The following is an 18,057-nucleotide window of genomic DNA, read 5'->3' on the forward strand; positions in this document are numbered from 1 at the left end:
TCGACAGCAGGGTCGCGCTGCGGCGGGCGCAGCAGCCCTGCTGTCGAAATCGGCGTCGTCAATTCGACTCCATGCCGCGCTGGGCGAGGCCGGTCCGGTCCGCCCAGCCGCGGATGTCGCCCTTGCTGATGGCCAGCGCCAGCAGTTCGGGAAATGCGTCGGGAGTGCAGGCGAACGCCGGGACCTCCATCGCGGCCAGGTCGGCAGCGATCTCGCGGTCGAATGACGGTGCGCCCGAATCGGACAACGCCAACAGTACGATCACCTGGACGCCGGCGTCGATGAGTTGTCGGACCCGGGCCAGCATCTCGTCGCGCACGCCGCCCTCGTACAGGTCCGAGATCAGCACGAAGATGCTGTCGGTCGGCCGCGTGATCAGGGTCTGGCAGTAGGCGATGGCCCGGTTGATGTCGGTGCCGCCGCCGAGTTGGGTGCCGAACAGGACGTCGACGGGATCGTCGAGCAGATCGGTGAGGTCGACGACTTCGGTGTCGAACACCACGAGCGACGTGCGCAGTGACCGCATCGACGCGATGACCGCCCCGAAAACCGCTGAATACACGATTGATTCGGCCATCGAACCGGACTGGTCGATCGCCAGCACGATGTCCTTGGTCACCGATCGGCCGGCGCGGCGGAACCCGACCAGCCGTTCGGGGATGATCGTCTTCAGGTCCGGCTGGAAGGTTTTCAGGTTGCGGGCGATGGTCCGATTCCAGTCGATGTCGGAAGCCAGCGGCCGGTTGGTGCGCGCGCTCCGAGACAGCGCCCCGCGCAGCGTGGCCCGGGTACCGTCGGCGATGCGACGCTCAATGTCCTCGACCACCTTGCGAACCAGGGCGCGGGCCGAGGCCTTGGACTCGTCGGGAATGGCCTCACCCAGCGTGATGAGTGTGGTGGCCAACGACAGATCCGGGACGATGCTGTCCATCATCTCCGGTTCGAGTAGCAGCATGCGCAGATTGAGCCGCTCGATGGCGTCCTGCTGCATCACCTGAACCACCGTGCTGGGGAAGTACTTTCGGATGTCACCCAGCCAGCGCGCCACCTTGGGCGCGGATCCGCCGAGGCCACCCTTGCGGTCGTAGAGCTCCGACAGCGCCTTGTCCATCTCGACGTCACCGGCTTGCAGGCTCGGCAGCGAGTCCGCATCCGACCCCAGTACCAGCCGCCACCGGCGGTCGCGTTCGTCCGGGGTGGTGTCGTCAGCCATGATTGATACTTCTTGCGAAGATGGCGGCCGCCGCGATCACGACGGGGCGGGCGCGGTGGGCATCGATGTCGAATTCGGTATGGGCGGTGGCGCCTGCGGTGGTCACCGCATGCCCGATATTGCGTTTGATGCCGGCGTCGAAGGTGCTGAAGGTACGACGCACCAACGGCAGGACATCGGTGAATTCCGTTGCGGTCAAACCGGTCAACCACTCGTCGATTACAGCCAACAGCTCAGTGTCGTGCACCAGTAGCAGTCCACTGCCGGACAGGAAGCCCTCGATCCACGCGGATTTCTCGTCGGCCGGGGCGCCGATGCTCAAGGCGCGCCGCATGCGGCGCGCCGCTTCGGCGGTGGTGAACACGGCTCCGTCGACACCGATTCGGACGAACCGGCCGACCAGGCTGCCGTGCAGATCGTCGCGATCGGCCAGCCGCGCGATGGTGGCCAGCCATTCGCCGCGCACGTCTGGCTCCAGCAGGTCCACCGTGTCGGTGACCGCGTTGACGTGTGCGAGCATCTCGGCGGCCGCGTCCGGACCGAGCCCGGTCAGCGTCGCGGGAAGGCCGACGTTGACCCGGCGCAGCAGCGACGTCGTGACCGCACCGAGCGCGCCTGCGTCGGTGCGACGCACGTCGCCGTAGCGCAGCGAACGGGCCAGCGCGGGCAGGGCCCCCATGAGTTCGGTCAGGTCCCGGTCGACTGCGGCCTTGTTCTCGAGGATGGTCAGCAGAGGTGGGACAGCCTCGTCGACACCGCCGAGCAGGGCCGCCTCGATCGCCGCGGTGACCTGGCCCAGATGTGTCGCGTTCTCGGCGGAATCGGTCAGTTTCGCCTTGCAGGCGCGGTACACGGTGTTGCCCCACACCGACGAAATCACGACCCTCACCGCGAACTCCGGCTGCCACTGCAGCGTCCAGGGTTCCTTGAACGTGCCCTGGCCGGTGGCGATCTCGGGCTCGCCCCACGGAATATCGAGGACGGTAAGCCGGTGCAGCAGATGTGATTTCGCCAGATCGTTGGGCTTGCGCAGGTCGAGAGTGACCTGCTTGGCATTGGCATCGGGTTTGAGCCGCAGCGATTTCTGCTGTTTGGTGATGTCGGCGAGCAGGGGCACCATCGGCAGGTGCTCGGGAATGCTGCCGAGCCGTTCGCCGACGACCAACTCACGCACGATCAGCCCGAACCGGGTGTCGGACCCCTCGCACAGCACGGCCTCGGTGGCCTCGTTGACCTCGCTGAGACCGGGATGGGCCCGGCCCCGCATCGCGGCCAGCGCGTTGGCCAGCCGGACGCCTTCGATGACGTGCGCCGAGGAGACGAAGATATCGTGCTCGCGTAATGCCCGGGCCGCCAACGTCAGCCAGGTTTCCACTGGCCGGTCCCGCTCGAGGAAGGCGTGTTGGTACCAGCCGGGTGACCGGACGCCTGCGCCGTAACCTGAGGCCGCGGCCAGTCGCGAATGTGTCCACGGCACCCAGACCGTCGCGGACTTGGCCTTGGGCAGCCCGCGCAACAGTGCCGCGTCGGCGCTCGCGGCAGGCAGTTTCCCAGCCAGCGCCGGTGCGTGCCAGGCTCCGCACACCACGACGACAGTCGCGAATTCCTTCGCGGCTTTGCGGAGCACCTGGCGCATGTGTGCCTCGCGCTGGTGTTCGATCGGGTCATCTTCGTCGGGCTCGAGCTCCCGCACGGTCCGCATGGCCTCGGTGATCGCCTCGAATCCGCTGCCTTCCGTGGGGGATTCGACCGTGCGGGATTCGATAACGTCATCCCACCAGCGTTCGGGGTCGTCGTAGCCCGCGGCATCGGCGAGTGCCGCGATCGGATCGATCCGGACGCGTGACGTGTTCTCGTGCCGTTGGTCGCGCTGGGCCAGCACGGTGGCCGCGGGTAGGTCGCAGAACCGTACCGGCACCTGGTGGCGGGCCGCCCACAACAGCGCCTGCCACTCGGGGGAGAAGGCGCCGAACGGCCAGAACGCCGAAACCGCGGGATCATCGACCGCGTAGGCCATGATTGCCACGGGCGGAACCATGTCCGCGTGGTCGACGTCGGTGGTGAGCCGGTCCGCGTCGGCCGGGCCTTCGATCACCACGATGTCCGGCTGGATCCGGTCCAGCTCGGACAGCACGGCACGGGCAAACCCGGGACCGTGGTGCCGAATGCCCAGGACGTGGGTGGTCACGAGTTCAGCACGTCCCGCGAAGCCCGGTAGAAGTCGGCCCAGCCGTCGCGTTCGCGCACCACGGCCTCTAGGTACTCCAGCCACACCACCGCATCGTTGACCGGATCCTTCACCACCGCACCGACGATGCCCGCCGCGGTGTCGGCCGGCCGCAGCACGCCGTCGCCGAAGTGCGCTGACATCGCGATGCCCTGCGTCACCACGGAGATCGCCTCAGCTGTGGACAATGTGCCCGACGGCTGCTTGAGCTTGTTACGGCCGTCGGCGGTCAACCCGGAGCGCAGTTCGCGGAAAACCGTGACGACCCGACGGATCTCGTCGGCTGAGGTCGGTACCTTCGGCAGCTGCAGTGACCCGCTGATGTCGGCCACCCGGCGCGTCACGATCTCCACCTCGTCGTCGAGGCTCGCGGGCAACGGAAGGACCACGGTGTTGAACCGGCGGCGCAGTGCCGACGACAGGTCGTTGACACCGCGGTCGCGGTCGTTGGCTGTCGCGATCACGTTGAACCCTTGAGTGGCCTGCACCTCGGAGCCGAGTTCGGGGATGGGCAGGGTCTTTTCGGAGAGGACGGTGATCAGGGCGTCCTGCACCTCCGACGGGATGCGGGTGAGCTCCTCAAGCCGCGCGATCTTGCCGTCGCGCATCGCGGTCATGATCGGGGAGGGGACCAGCGCCTGCTCCGAGGGTCCTTCGGCGATCAACCGGGCGTAGTTCCAGCCGTACCGCACGGCTTCCTCCACGGTGCCCGCGGTGCCCTGAACCAGCAGTGTCGAATCCCCGGTCACGGCTGCGGCCAGATGCTCCGACACCCACGTCTTGGCCGTGCCCGGCACGCCGAGCAGCAGCAGCGCCCGGTCGGTGGCCAGCGTCGCCACGGCCACTTCGACGATGCGTCGGGGACCGATGTACTTGGGGGTGATCTCCACGCCCTCAACGGTTTCCCCGCCCAGCAGATAGCGCACGACCGCGTGCGGTGACATCGACCAGTTGGGTGGCGCGGGCTTGTCGTCAGCGGCACGCAGGGCCGCGAGTTCGGCGGCGAACAGTTGCTCGGCGTGCGGACGCAGCAGGGTCGCTTCAGTCATGAGAGTTCCTTCGCAAGGTCGGATCGCAGGGTGAGCAGCTCGAAGATGGTGGCGTAGAACTTGTGCAGTTCCTCGTCCCCGGTGAGATCGGTGAGCCTCGCGAAGCGCGGCAGCCAGTCCAGTGGGTACCCGGCGGCCAGGTGCGCTGCGGCCTCGCGGCGTTGGCGGGACGTGCCCCAGCCGGCCCCGGCCAGAGATCCGAACAGAGCTGCGGCGACGTCAGGGGCGAACGGTCGCGGCAGGCCCGCGACTATGCGGAGCAGGGGTGCGGACTCGGCGGTGTCGGTGAGCGCGCGGATCAACTCGGCCGAGATCGCCGGGTGTGCGGTGGCGGGATCGAAGTACGCGGCGTAATCGACGGGCAGGCAACGCTGCAACAGTGGCACCGCCCAGGTGGGGTCGTTGCCGCGCAACGCACTGCCGGTCAGCGCGGCCAGTACGGATTGGTGGTCGGCGTCCGAGAGCGCGCGAGCCACCTTCTCCGGTGTGACCGTGCCGAGCACCTCGGCCCAGAAGGCGATCGGGGTACGGGCGACGACGGCTTCCGGCTTGGTGGTGCTCAGCCCGTCGCGGACTGCCGCGGCGTCTGGCCCGGGTAGGGGGTGGACGGCGAGCTTCACGCCCAGCAATGTCTTCTTGACCGAGAAGATCTGAGCAGCACGAGTTTTCATGCGGTCCAGGTAGCGGCTGCGGGACCGCCCGCCGAGCACGCCGATCGCGGCGCTGCGCACCGTGACCGCCCGATCGTCGAGCGCGGCCTCCAGGAACGGTTCGTCGGCGTCGTGTTCGGGTGCCGCGAACGCCGCCAACAGGGCCACCCGCGACTCAGCATCCTCGGACGCCCAGTGCTGCGCCACCAGGTCGCGGGCCCGGTCGGGATCGATGGTGCGCGCGGTCGCCAGCCAGGTCAGGCGCTTGGCGGTGTCACCGTGGGTGTAGTCGGCTTCCTTGGGCCACTCTGTGGCCTCGGTCCGCGCCACGTTGCGCAGCGCGCGGTGGTTGCGGCCGTAGTGTTCCACGGCATACCACTGGCCGCCGCTGCCGATGGCGTCCCAGAGTGCTTGCGTCACAACGTCACTCTGCTGCAGCCGTAGCAGCCCGGGGATCAGCCGTGGGGGCAGGCGCAGGCCGGCGGCGGCGAGGTCGGCGAGCGCGCCATCGAGGACCGGGCGCACGGTCAGAGCGCGTTCGATGAGAAAACCGTGCGCGTCGGTGATCAGTGGCCGGGTCTCCGGCGGTGCCGGGGACGCCGATGATTCGACGCGTTCGGGACGTTGGCCGGCGCGCCGTGCCAGCGCGTAGAGGCCCGCCACCCGTAGTACCGACCCGACCGGATCGGCCGCGTCGTGCACTGCGGCCACGCTGCCGTCCACCGGGGCGTCGAAGATGCCGTCGGGGAAGGGTTTCGCGCCGTATCCCACGGTGGCGGCGGAGATCATCCGCTGATAGTCGCTCACAGCGCCGTCACCGCCGGTCCGGTCAGGCGTGAAGGTGGCGCGTCACTCAGCATCGACAGGAGATCGACACCATCGGTGGTGATCTCGACCAGCAGCGGCCGTAACTGCCCGCTGCTTCCGGCCTGCAGACGTGCCCAGCGGTCGTCGTCGCAGATCGCCGGAAGGGCATTACCGTCCGTGTCGACCAGATGGCGGCGTTTGGGCCTGCTGTGTTGTACGGCGCGGGCGTTGACGACGGCCGGAAACCGCAGCAGCCACGGATCGACCGCCAGGGCGCGGGCCCGGGCCGCCAGTGCGTCGTCGATAGCGGTGCCGGTCACGTTGAGATGTTCGATGGCGACTGTCGGCACATCGCCGTCGGGGAGCGCGACGCGGAAGCTCGACGGCCCACCGGGATACAGGTGGACGCCGCCGGTGAACTCGCGGCCCGGGGTGAGCCGGTTGTCGAAACTTGCCCCGCTCGGCGCGGTGGACTGCACGTTGACCAACAGCCCGGTGTCCGTACCGCTCAACCACATCCGGCGGGTGGTGTAGCGATCTTCGAGGGTCTCGGCATACCCGAGCACCTGCCAGGTGTCGTTCACGGGATCGGTGGCCAGCACCTCGGCGCGGGCCACGGTGAACCCGATGTGTCGGCGGACCGCGGCGGCCGTCTCCTCGGGTAGCGCTTCGATGGTGCGGTAGGCATCGGTCAGCAGCCGCATCAACCCGAGATCCTCGATGATCTTCCGCGGCCATTCGTCGTCCGTGAGGTGTCCGGGCAGGCTGCGCAACCAGCGCGCCAGGCCGGGGGCCTTCGCGTCGACCATGCGCTTGGCGATCGGCTCACTCCACCCCGCATACGGATCCGCGCTGATCCCGGCAATGCCGTTGCGGACCTGGTCGTCGATCCACCTCCGGAGTTGCTCCAGGCCCTCGGCGACGCTGCGTTCCCGCGCCGCGACGGCCTTCTCGCTGACCTCACGCGGAGCCTTCGGGGTTGCCGGCGGGACGATGGCGTTCGCCGGGGCTTCCGCCGCGGTGTCGACGCTGCCGCCGCACCAGCGCAGCACCAGACCCACCACATGCTTGCAGGGAAACTGCCGCGACGGGCACGAGCACTTGTAGGTCGGGCCCACCAGGTTGACCTGCACGCGGTACGGGGTGCGGCCACTGCCCTGGAAGTCTCCCCACAACATGGTCTGGGTGGCTCCGGTGTTGGACCAGCCGGCCGCGCCCGCGAGTTTCTGGCCCGCGGCATAGGCCTTCCCGGCAAACTGGCGCGCCTCATCGGTGGACCACACCGTCTGCTGATCCAACCGCCGCCCCTCCAGATGCGTACTGACCCTGAGCCAGCGTAGCCAGAGGGGCGGGCAGCGTCTCCACAAGATCTTCACAATCGCTGCCCGCGACCACCACAACCTGCACTTAGAGTCGGATTCGTGAAGCGAATCCTGGTGGTCGACGACGAGCCGACGATCCTGTCCGCGGTGGCCACCAGGCTGCGCGCCGAGGCGTTCGAGGTCGAGACGGCCGTCGACGGACCGTCTGCGGTGGCAACCGCGGCGTCGACCCAACCGGATCTGGTGGTACTCGACGTGATGCTGCCCGGCTTCGACGGACTGGAGGTGTGCCGGCGCATCCAGGCCGAGCGCGTGGTGCCAGTGCTCATGCTGACCGCCCGCAGCGACGAGACCGACATGCTGATCGGTCTGGGTATCGGTGCCGACGACTACCTGACCAAGCCGTTCAGCATGCGCGAACTGGTGGCCAGGGTGAGGGTGCTGTTGCGACGCGTGGAACGCGCAGCCGGCGACCAACCGCTGTCGGTCGGCGACTACCGCATCGACCTGACCGAGCGCCGGGTCCATCAGGGCTCCGGCCACGACGCTGTAGAAATCCATCTGACCCGAACCGAATTCGACCTGCTGGCCTTCCTGGCCGGTCGGCCTCGAGCGGCGGTCCCCCGAGAGACACTGCTGGAACACGTCTGGGGCTGGGCTTCAGAGGTGGAAACCCGGACCGTGGACAGTCACGTCAAGGCTTTGCGACGAAAGCTGGGGTCGGAGCTGATCCGGACGGTGCACGGTGTGGGCTACGCCCTGGAGGTTCCGCGGTGAGCCTCGCCGGCCGGGTGACCGCACTCTGGGACCGGCTGCCGAGACCACTGGATCCGTTCGCGTCGTTCAAGGTCAAGACCGGTCTGCTGGTCGGAGGGGCCATCCTGCTGGCCTCGTTCACCTTCTGGATCGGCGCCAGCTGGCAGTTCCGGTACGCATTGCTCGCCGCGCTCGCCACCTCGCTGATCCTGACGCAGTTCCTCGCCCACGGCATGACCTCGCCGCTGCGCCAGATGACGGCGGCGGCGCGCGCCATGGCGCAGGGTGACTACAGCATCCGGGTACGTGCGACCTCGCGTGATGAAATCGGGCAACTGGCAACGGCATTCAACCAGATGGCAGCCGATCTCGGGGCTGCCGACGAGTACCGCAGAGGGCTGATCGGCAACGTTTCCCACGAGCTGCGCACGCCCATCACCGCGTTGCAGGCGGTCTTGGAGAACGTGGTCGACGGCGTCGTCGAACCCGACGCCGAGACCATGCGGATGGCGCTGTCCCAGACCGAGCGCCTCGGCGAGCTGGTGACCAACCTGCTCGACCTCTCGCGGGTCGAAGGCGGGGCAATTCCGTTGCAGATCGGCCGGTTCGACGTCGACGAGTTCCTGCACGAGGCCGTCGAACACGCTTCCATATCGGCTACGGGCGTACCGGTGTCCGTGCGGGTGTCCCCACCGGGCCTGAAGGCCGTGGCAGACCCGGCGCGGCTGCGGCAGGTCGTGGTCAATCTGGTGGACAACGCGATTCGGCACAGCCCGGCCGGTGGGCAGGTGACGGTGCTGGCGACCCGCAGGCTGTCTGGCCTGCGGCTCGAGGTGACCGATCAGGGCCCGGGGATCGCGTCCGCCGAACGGGAGCGGGTCTTCGAGCGGTTCACCCGGGGCGCCACCTCGGACGGCGGAACTGGCCTGGGGCTGGCGATCGCCCGGTGGGCAGTCGAATTGCACGGCGGGGTCATCGAAGTGATGGACACCGAGCCGGGATGTCGGATCAGGGTCAACATCCCTGACTCTGCGATGGGGGAGAGGTCGAGATGACGACAACAGTTTCAGGATTGCCGGTCCTTCCGGGGCCCGCATTGCCACGCCAGGGCGAACCGGGCTGGACGGTGTGGTCCCGTCGGGTGTGGCCCATCGACCCGCTGGCGTCGGCGCCGCGCCGGGTGCTGGTATCCGCGCTGGTTGCCGGGCTGATCGGTACCGCGGTGTGGCGGCTGTCCGTGCTCAGCGTCGGCTACCTGGTGGTCGGACTGCTGGTCTTCGGCCTCGTCTACGGCACCGCGCCGCGCCGCCCGAGTCGGTCCGAGCAGTTCGGCATCGGTTTGACGTTGGCGCTGCTGGCCGTGCCGGCGTTCCTGGCCGCGGGGTGGATGGGCGCGCTGTGTCTGGCGGCGGCCTGGATCATCGGCTGGTGCACGCTGGTCGGCGGCCGGACCTGGTCGGCGGTGTTCACCGGGCCTTTCCTGCCGTGGGTGCTGTTCGGCAGGTTGCGGAGTTGGGTGTACCAGGCGGTGAGGACCGCGCTACCGGCGCGCTCGGGTCTGCCCGGCCCCGGACGCGTCGCCGCGGTGGCCGGAGTCACCGTCGGACTGGTGGTGGTGTTCGGTGCGCTGTTCGCCGCCGCGGACCCCGCGTTCGCGCATCTGGCCGGCAACCTGGTGCCCTCGGTCGTCGGCGTCGATTTCTTCTCGCGGACAGCCGTATTCGGCATCGTGGTGACGTTCGTGCTGGGCGGTGCTTACCTGGTGCGGTTCCCGCCGCGTCTGGATGCGATGGCCCCGGCACCGATGCAGCCGGTGCCGCGGTGGGAGTGGGCGCTGCCGTTGGGGGTGCTCGACACACTGTTCATTGCGTTCGTCGCGGTACAGGCCACCGTGTTGTTCGGTGGGCACACCCATGTGCTGGAGACCGAGGGACTGACCTACGCCGAGTACGCCCGCCAGGGATTCTGGCAGCTGCTGTGGGTGTCTGCGCTGACGCTGCTGTTGCTCAGCGTGGTGATCAGAGTGGCGGGCCGGGCCAGCGCTTCGGACCGCCGCATGTTGCGGATCTTGGTCGGAACCCTGTGTGCGACATCGGTTGTCGTGGTGATATCGGCGATCCACCGGATGTGGCTGTACCAGCAGGCGTACGGCTTCAGCACCGAGAGGCTGCTCGTCATCACCACCGAGGTGTGGCTGGGTGCGGTGTTCGTGCTTGTCGCGGTGGCCGGCATCCGGATGACGGGCAGGTGGCTGCCGCGGGCCGTGCTGGTGGCCGGTGTCCTGGCCCTGCTCGGCCTGGCCACGTTGAACCCGGAACGGTTGATCGCCGACCGCAACATCGACCGCTTCGAGCAGACGGGCGCGCTCGACGCCGAGTATTTGTCCGGGCTGTCCTCTGACATCGATCCGGCACTACACCGCTTGCCTGCATCGGTGCGCGAGTGCGTGACCGCCCGGGTCCACGAGCCCGAGCCCTGGTACACCTTCAACCTGTCGCGCGCCCGGGCCGATCGGCCGACGAGCGAGGACCGTCCCGAGCACTGCTCGGCGTACTGGTCCGATCCGCAGTACCGGTAGGGATCCCAGAATCGCGCCGATCCAAAGGCTGTCAACCTCGGCACCGGAGGTCGAAGGTGTGCGTGTGACCGCACTCGCCCTCGACAGTTCGCCTCGAATCACCCCGCTCGAGCCGGTTGCGCTCGATCCCGGAGCGCTGGGCTATCCGCCCGACAACCGGGCCGCCATCCCGCCGCTTGCCAAGCAGTGGCAGCAGCTCGATTTCCGCGAGATCCTGTCGCGGCCGGCGGCTTTCCTGTCGATCAGCCAATCGAACTCGATCTACCGGCCGGGCGGGGTTCAGTACGCGGAGGGCCATGCCTTCCGTGGGAGTCTGGAAGCGACCGTCAAGGCGGCCAAGGCCGCGCGCTCGGCGCCGAACTTCGTGTCGTTCAACTGGATCGGGTTCTCGGTGTTCCGTGACGATTACCCGAAGACTGATTTCGACAAGGCGCAGTACGACGGGTGGACCGGTCACATCGACGCGACCCCGGAGCAGATCGCTTGGGACAACGAGTTGGTAGGGGTGCTGCGCGAGCTCGTCGAACCCGGCGACAACGAGTTGTACGAGAAGGCGCTGCAGACGGCCTTCGTCGGCACCGACCTACCCGGGGCGCTGAACCGGCAACGGGTCGAGGTGGTGGTGCTCACCGGAATCCATCTCGACTGGTGCGTCGAAGGCAACGCGCGTGCGGCACGCGACCACGGCTTGTTGCCCATCGTGATCGGCGATGCCACCGGTACCGCCCATCCCGACCAGGAGCGCGCCGCCTTCGAGCGGATAAACAACTTCTTCGCGCCGGTGATCACCTCGGAGCAGTTCGTGGAGTGGGTCGGTCACTGATGGGAAACGTCGGTCTGCTTCTCGTCGGTGTGGCGCTGTTCGTCAACGGACTCGTCTCGGTCGGTCTGGTCAGCGGGCGCGGCGCCGCCCCGATCAACCTGTTCGTCGGCACCGCCCAGGTCGTCCTGCCGACGCTGGTTCTCGTGCAGGCGGACGGCGATCCCGGCATCGTGAACGCGACGTGGCCGAGCTACCTGTTCGGGTTCACCTACCTGTGGTTCGGGTTCATCCAGATCTTCGACATCGATCCGCGCGGATTCGGTTGGTACAGCACCTTCGTCGCGGCCATCGCGGCGTACTACGCGATCAAGAGTGTCGGAACCGATCCCGTTTTCGCCGTCATCTGGGCGACCTGGGCGATCATGTGGACGCTGTTCTTCGTGCTGTTGGGGCTCGGGGTCGCCAAGGTTGGCCGACTCGACCTGGGGCACTTCACCGGATGGTTCCTCGTGCTGCTCGGGGTTCCCACCTGTACCGTGTCGGCGATCCTGCTGCTGAACGGGATATGGTCGACGTCGCCTCTGGCGGGTGTGATCGCGCTGGTGGCGCTGCTGGCGGCAGCGGCCCTGGCTGCGATCCTGTCTGGGCGCAGCTCCCGCGGCGACGCGGACGCGCTCCCGTTTCCGGACGTCGATGCCGCCGAGGTGTCGGTCGCCCGGGGCGTGCCCCAGCCTGTGTGATCCTGCTCGGCACAAGCGGGCCTCCCATGCCGGGGGCCCGCTTTCTCGTGTGCGCAGGCGAAATGAATCGCCACCGAACGTTACCTAGCAAGCGCTTGGTTGCTATGCTGGGTCGATGGAGCCGGATACCCCCGCCCAGCCGGCGAGCAGACGCGACGAGCTGCTGGACCTTGCCGCGACGATGTTTGCCGAACGCGGACTGAAGGCGACGACGGTTCGCGATATCGCCGACTCCGCAGGAATCCTGTCGGGCAGTCTCTACCACCACTTCAAGTCCAAAGAGCAGATGGTCGAGGAAGTCCTCCGCGATTTTCTTGACTGGCTGTTCGCGCGGTACCTGGAGATCCTCGACCAGGAGACCAGCCCGTTGGGTCGGCTCACCGGTCTGTTCATGGCCTCGTTCGAGGCGATCGAGCACCGGCATGCGCAGGTGGTCATCTACCAGGATGAGGCCAAGCGGCTTTCCGACATCCCGCAGTTCGGTTTCGTCGACGAGCGCAACCGGGAACAGCGCAAGATGTGGGTGGACATCCTGCAGCAGGGCATCGCCGACGGCTCGTTCCGTCAGGACATCGACGTCGACCTGGTGTACCGGTTCATCCGTGACACCACCTGGGTTTCGGTCCGCTGGTATCAACCGGGCGGACCGCTTTCGGCCGAAGAGGTCGGCCGGCAATACCTCGCCATCGTCCTCGGCGGAATCACCGCCGGGAACGCCACTGTCAAAGGAGACCAGTAATGCCTGAGGCATACATTGTCGACGCCGTGCGTACGCCGGTCGGAAAGAAGAACGGCTCGCTGGCGCAGGTGCACCCGATCGACCTCGGCGTGCACGCCTTCCGCGCCATCTTCGACCGCGTCGACGTCGATCCGGGTGCGGTTGACGACGTCATCGTCGGTTGCGTCGACGCCATCGGCGGACAGGCCGGCAACATCGGCCGGCTGACCTGGCTGGCCGCCGGATACCCCGAGGCCGTCCCCGGCGTCACCGTCGACCGGCAGTGTGGCTCCAGCCAGCAGGCCATCTCCTTCGGTGCCCAGGCCATCATGTCGGGCACGGCCGATCTCATTCTGGCCGGCGGTATGCAGAACATGAGCTGGATCCCGATCTCGTCGGCCATGGTGGTCGGCAAGGAGTTCGGATTCACCTCGCCCACAAACGAATCCAAGAGCTGGCTGCACCGCTACGGCGACCAGGAGATCTCGCAGTTCCGCGGCTCGGAGATGATCGCCGAGAAGTGGGACATCTCCCGCGAGGAGATGGAGGAGTTCGCCTACAACAGCCACCAGCGCGCGTTCGCCGCGATCCGGGCCGGGCACTTCGACAACGAGATCATCCCGGTCGGCGACTTCGGCGTCGACGAGGGCCCGCGTGAGTCGACGCTGGAGAAGCTGGCCTCGCTCAAGCCGCTGGTCGAAGGCGGCCGGCTGACTGCCGCCCTGGCCAGCCAGATCTCCGACGGTGCCGCCGCGGTGCTGCTGGCATCGGAAGAGGCGATCAACAAGTACAACCTGAAGCCCCGCGCGCGCATCCACCACATCAGCGCCCGCGGCGACGACCCGGTGATGATGCTGACCGGCCCGATCCCGGCCACCCAGTACGCGCTGGAGAAGACCGGCCTGTCGATCGACGACATCGACACCGTCGAGATCAACGAGGCCTTCGCGCCGGTCGTGCTGGCCTGGCTCAAGGAGACCAAGGCCGATCCGGCGAAGGTCAACCCGAGCGGCGGCGCCATCGCGCTGGGCCACCCGCTGGGAGCCACCGGTGCCAAGCTGTTCACGACCATGCTCAACACCCTCGAGCGCACCGGCGGTCGCTACGGCCTGCAGACCATGTGCGAGGGCGGCGGCACCGCCAACGTCACGATCATCGAGCGCCTCTAGTTTTCCCGCTGAACGAAGGCACCCCGAAACAACACTGGTTTCGGGGTGCTTTTGTATCTGCCCACCAAGGGGTAGGTGTGGGGTCATGAGCACCGACGGTTCAACCTCCGACAACGAGAGTGCTCTGACCGTCGCCGTCGCGCTCGGTGCCAACGTGCTCATCGCGATTGCCAAGACGGTGGCTGCCGTCGTCACCGGAAGCGCCTCGATGTTGGCCGAGGCCGCCCACTCCTGGGCGGATACCGGCAACGAGGTGTTCCTGTTGATCGGAACCCGCAAGTCGATGAAGCCGGCCGATGCGCAACACCGGTTGGGCTACGGCCGGGCGAGCTACATCTGGTCGATGTTCGCGGCTTTCGGGCTGTTCACCGTCGGCTCGGTGGTGTCGATCTGGCACGGCGTCACCTCGCTCGGTGGGGAGGGGGAGGCGACGTCCTACGGATGGGCCTACGCGGTACTCGGGATCGCATTCGTGTTGGAGGGCACTTCGTTCGCTCAGGCGTTGCGCCAGACGAAAACCGGTGCGGTGCAGCGACGGATCCACCCGCTGCGCTATATCAGGGTCACCTCGAATCCGATGTTGCGCGCGGTGTTCGCCGAGGATCTGTCGGCATTGATCGGCCTCGCGATAGCGACAGCCGGCATCCTCGCGCACCAGCTCACCGGAAACGTGGTCTGGGATGCGATCGGCTCGATCCTGGTGGGAGTGCTGCTGGGGTGCGTCGCACTCTTCCTCATCGGGCGCAACATGGACTTCCTGACGGGGGAGGCGGCCACCCCGCTTGCCCGGAACAACGTGTTGCGGGTCCTGCTCGATCACGCCGACATCGAGCGGATCAGCTACCTGCACATGGAATGGGTTGGCGCGGACCGCATCTACCTGGTGGCCGCGGTCGACCTGACCGGAGACGCGGCGGAATCCAACGTCGCCGCGCGGCTCAACGCGATCGCCGACACCCTGCAGAGCCGGCCGGAAATCGTGCGCGCTGTTCTGACGCTCACGCGCCCGGGCGATACGACCGAGTTACGGCCCGAACCGCTGCCCGAATGGTATCTGTGAGTTAGCTCGGAGCCATCGAAACGCGGCCAAACCGTGGACGCGGGCGTTTGCCTGCGCGCAGACTTTACCCATGACTGACCGGGGCACCGAGCAGCGCACCGACGCCGAGGGGCATGAGCAACCGGAGTTCCACCCCTACCATCACCCGGCGGCCGGATGGGGTGCGGCGAAGAGCGTCACCGAGTTCCTGATCCGCGAGCGTGAGCCGATCGACGGCCCCCGCGCGATCATGAAGATGAACCACGAGGACGGCGGGTTCGACTGTCCGGGCTGCGCCTGGCCCGACGACATGAAGGGCCTCAAACTCGACATCTGCGAGAACGGCATCAAACACGTCACGTGGGAGATGACCCATAAACGCTGCGGTCCGGATTTCTTCGCCCGGCACACCGTCTCCGAACTGGCGGCGTGGAGCGATTTCGCCCTCGAAGACCAGGGCCGGCTGACCGAACCGATGGTGTACAACTCCGAGACCGATCACTACGAACCGATCAGCTGGCGTGCCGCGTTCGACCTGGTGGGCAAGGCCCTGGCGGATCTGGACGACCCGAACCGAGCCGCGTTCTACACCTCGGGCCGGCTGGGCAACGAGGCCACGTTCCTGTACCAGCTGATGGCCCGTGAGCTCGGCACCAACAATCTCCCGGACTGTTCCAACATGTGCCACGAGGCCAGTGGCAGAGCCCTCACGGCTGCGCTCGGTACCGGCAAGGGCACCGTCGACCTGCAGGACTGGGAGACCGCGGACGCGTTGTTCATCATCGGTGTCAACGCGGCGTCCAACGCGCCACGCATGCTCACCGCGCTGGCCGAGGCCTATCGCCGGGGTGCGCAGGTCATCCACATCAACCCGCTGGTCGAGGCCGGCGCCACCAAGACCATCATCCCGCACGACTTTCTGCGGATGGCCACCTTCAAGTCCACCAGGACCAGCACGCTGAACCTGCAGCCCCGGATCGGCGGGGACATGGCGCTCATCCGGGGAATCGCGAAAGCGGTTCTGGAACAAGCGGAAACCGATCCCAAGGCATTGGACGCGGAGTTCATCGCCCGCTACACCGCGGGGTTCGAGAACTACCGCGCAGTGTGCGACGCCACCTCATGGGACGAGATCGAATACAAGTCCGGTGTGCGCCAAGCAGATATCCGCAAGGCGGCCAAGATCTACAGCGATGCCGACCGCAGCATCATCAGCTGGTGTCTCGGCGTCACCCAGCACGAACACGGTGTGGACAGTGTGCGGGAGATCGTCAATCTGCTTCTGCTGCGCGGCAATCTGGGCCGCGAAGGCGCCGGCCCGTCCCCGGTGCGCGGGCACAGCAACGTGCAGGGCAACCGCACCTGCGGGATCGACCACCAACCGACCGCAGCCTTCCTCGACCGGCTCGCCGAGGTGTGCGGAATCGAACCGCCGCGTGAGCACGGGATGGACACCGTGCACGCCATCGAGGCCATGCACCGCGACGAGATCAAGGTGTTCATCGGTATGGGCGGGAACTTCGCCAGTGCCGCCCCGGACACCGCGTACACCTTCGTGGGCCTGCAGAAATGCGATCTCACGGTGCAGGTCAGCACCAAACTCAACCGAAGTCATGTGATCCACGGTCGCCGGGCACTGATCCTGCCGTGCCTGGGCCGTACCGAGAAGGACCACCAGAAGGCCGGGGTGCAGTCCACCTCGGTCGAGGATTCGATGAGCATGGTGCATCTCTCGGTCGGGATGAAGAAACCCGCCTCGCCGCACCTGATGTCGGAACCGGCGATCATCGCCGGGATCGCGCGGGCCGCGCTGCCCTCCAGCACCTCGCCGTGGAGCTGGTACGTCGAGGACTACGACCGGATCCGGGACACGATGGCCAAGGTGCTCAACGGTTTCGAGGATTTCAACCGACGGGTGCGACTCCCACTGGGCTTCCGCATCAAGCAGCCGGCGCGGGAACTGATCTTCCTGACCCCGTCCGGTCGGGCCGAGTTCTCGGCGGTCGAGCTGCCCGACGACAGCACCGCACCCGGCACCCTGACCCTGGCCACCGTGCGATCACACGATCAGTGGAACACCACCATCTACTCCGACGACGACCGCTACCGCGGCGTCAAGAACCTGCGCACCCTGGTCTTCATGAATAAACAGGACATGGCCGACCGCGGGATCAAGGAATTCGACGACGTCGACATCGTCGCCACCGCGCGCGACGGCAGCACCCGATCGTTGCGGCGCTACAAGGCGATCCCCTACGGCATTCCCCGCGGTAACGCGGCCGGATACATGCCCGAGATGAATGTGCTGTGTGCCATCGGCGATTTCAGCACACAGAGCGACCAGCCCATCATGAAGAATGTCAAGGTGACCGTGGAACGCTCCGCCTGATGCACGCGTCCAGGCTGCTGTCGGCACCCGGCCGGCTCGGCGGTTCGGTGATCATCGGAGTCGGCGCTGGAACCCTCACCGGTACGTTGACCGACACTCCGCTCGGCCTGCTGGTCGGGATCGCCTCAACAGGAGCGGTTTTCGTCCTCGCAGGCTGGATACTGCTGTGGCCCATGGACGCCGAGGCCACCCATCGTCACGCACATCAGGAAGCCTTCAACCCGGTGGTCGAGGAACTCGTGATCGTGGCAGCCGCGGTCGGCGCCCTGGTCAGCATCGTCTTCATGCTCGTACACGGTGGTTCGCACAGCGATCCGACGGCGGCAACGGCCGCTCTGGCCGGGGTATTCATGGCGTGGGCCGGAATGCACCTGATGTACGCGGCGCGCTACGCGAAGCTCTACTACACGCCGGCGGTCGGCGGTATCGACTTCAACTCCGATGACCCACCGGCATTCCGGGACTTCTTCTACTTCAGCTACAACCTGGGAATGACGTACCAGGTATCCGACACCAGCGTCACCGACACCACGATTCGTGGCGTGGCGCTGCGACATTGCCTGCTGTCGTATCTGTTCGGCACCGTCATCCTCGCGACGACGATCAACCTGGTCGTCGGGATTGTGTCCAGCTGAGG

The 18,057-nt window shown here is 67.2% G+C and carries 15 protein-coding genes; 10 read left to right on the forward strand and 5 right to left on the reverse strand.

Features of this window, described 5'->3' with window-relative positions; genetic code table 11:
* Positions 1 to 58: 58 nt before the first annotated feature.
* From AB0876_RS00890 to AB0876_RS00910, 5 genes are read right to left on the reverse strand one after another with little or no spacing between them, the layout of a single operon-like run.
* Positions 59 to 1,213 carry a vWA domain-containing protein gene (locus AB0876_RS00890; protein ID WP_526040931.1) on the reverse strand — a complete coding sequence of 385 codons (1,155 nt, stop codon included), beginning with the start codon at positions 1,211 to 1,213 and terminating at the stop codon, positions 59 to 61.
* Positions 1,206 to 3,401: a DUF5682 family protein gene (locus AB0876_RS00895; protein WP_526040932.1), complete on the reverse strand. Its 2,196-nt coding sequence runs from the start codon at positions 3,399 to 3,401 to the stop codon at positions 1,206 to 1,208. The genes AB0876_RS00890 and AB0876_RS00895 overlap by 8 nt, the downstream gene beginning before the upstream one ends.
* Entirely contained in the window at positions 3,398 to 4,489 is a 1,092-nt protein-coding gene (locus AB0876_RS00900) for an AAA family ATPase (protein ID WP_526040933.1), read from the reverse strand. The genes AB0876_RS00895 and AB0876_RS00900 overlap by 4 nt, the downstream gene beginning before the upstream one ends.
* A complete protein-coding gene (locus AB0876_RS00905) occupies positions 4,486 to 5,946 on the reverse strand; it encodes a DUF5691 domain-containing protein (protein ID WP_526040934.1) in 1,461 nt (486 codons plus the stop codon). The genes AB0876_RS00900 and AB0876_RS00905 overlap by 4 nt, the downstream gene beginning before the upstream one ends.
* Positions 5,943 to 7,244, reverse strand: a complete 1,302-nt coding sequence (locus tag AB0876_RS00910) for an SWIM zinc finger family protein (protein ID WP_526040935.1) — start codon at positions 7,242 to 7,244, stop codon at positions 5,943 to 5,945. The genes AB0876_RS00905 and AB0876_RS00910 overlap by 4 nt, the downstream gene beginning before the upstream one ends.
* A gap of 123 nt (positions 7,245 to 7,367) precedes the next feature.
* Between AB0876_RS00910 and AB0876_RS00915 the strand changes: the two genes are divergently transcribed.
* From AB0876_RS00915 to AB0876_RS00960, 10 genes are all read left to right on the forward strand, one after another.
* A complete protein-coding gene (locus AB0876_RS00915) occupies positions 7,368 to 8,045 on the forward strand; it encodes a response regulator transcription factor (protein ID WP_526040936.1) in 678 nt (225 codons plus the stop codon).
* Positions 8,046 to 8,059: 14 nt separating this feature from the next.
* Complete coding sequence (locus AB0876_RS00920) at positions 8,060 to 9,079, forward strand: HAMP domain-containing sensor histidine kinase (RefSeq protein ID WP_526041448.1); 1,020 nt, start codon at positions 8,060 to 8,062, stop codon at positions 9,077 to 9,079.
* Positions 9,076 to 10,602 carry a DUF4153 domain-containing protein gene (locus tag AB0876_RS00925; protein WP_526040937.1) on the forward strand — a complete coding sequence of 509 codons (1,527 nt, stop codon included), beginning with the start codon at positions 9,076 to 9,078 and terminating at the stop codon, positions 10,600 to 10,602. Before AB0876_RS00920 ends, AB0876_RS00925 begins: the two co-directional genes overlap by 4 nt.
* A 64-nt stretch (positions 10,603 to 10,666) precedes the next feature.
* Entirely contained in the window at positions 10,667 to 11,425 is a 759-nt protein-coding gene (locus AB0876_RS00930) for a cysteine hydrolase family protein (protein WP_526040938.1), read from the forward strand.
* Entirely contained in the window at positions 11,425 to 12,105 is a 681-nt protein-coding gene (locus tag AB0876_RS00935; RefSeq protein WP_491837705.1) for an AmiS/UreI family transporter, read from the forward strand. The genes AB0876_RS00930 and AB0876_RS00935 overlap by 1 nt, the downstream gene beginning before the upstream one ends.
* 115 nt (positions 12,106 to 12,220) lie before the next feature.
* The gene (kstR2, locus tag AB0876_RS00940) at positions 12,221 to 12,844 is read left to right on the forward strand and encodes a TetR family transcriptional regulator KstR2 (protein ID WP_163667123.1); all 624 of its coding nucleotides are present in this window, start codon (positions 12,221 to 12,223) and stop codon (positions 12,842 to 12,844) included.
* The gene (fadA6, locus tag AB0876_RS00945) at positions 12,844 to 13,992 is read left to right on the forward strand and encodes a steroid 3-ketoacyl-CoA thiolase FadA6 (RefSeq protein WP_055117868.1); all 1,149 of its coding nucleotides are present in this window, start codon (positions 12,844 to 12,846) and stop codon (positions 13,990 to 13,992) included. The genes kstR2 and fadA6 overlap by 1 nt, the downstream gene beginning before the upstream one ends.
* An 85-nt stretch (positions 13,993 to 14,077) precedes the next feature.
* Positions 14,078 to 15,052 (forward strand): cation diffusion facilitator family transporter, encoded by a 975-nt coding sequence (locus AB0876_RS00950; protein ID WP_491837706.1) that lies wholly within the window; start codon positions 14,078 to 14,080, stop codon positions 15,050 to 15,052.
* Positions 15,053 to 15,122: 70 nt separating this feature from the next.
* Positions 15,123 to 17,420, forward strand: coding sequence for an FdhF/YdeP family oxidoreductase (locus AB0876_RS00955; RefSeq protein ID WP_526040939.1), 2,298 nt, complete (start codon positions 15,123 to 15,125; stop codon positions 17,418 to 17,420).
* Positions 17,420 to 18,055, forward strand: coding sequence for a DUF1345 domain-containing protein (locus tag AB0876_RS00960; protein WP_491837708.1), 636 nt, complete (start codon positions 17,420 to 17,422; stop codon positions 18,053 to 18,055). Before AB0876_RS00955 ends, AB0876_RS00960 begins: the two co-directional genes overlap by 1 nt.
* Positions 18,056 to 18,057 lie beyond the last annotated feature (2 nt).

Origin of the sequence: Mycobacterium sp. NPDC049093 (genome assembly GCF_040704635.1) — a bacterium.
In the GTDB taxonomy this organism is placed as follows: Bacteria; Actinomycetota; Actinomycetes; order Mycobacteriales; family Mycobacteriaceae; genus Mycobacterium.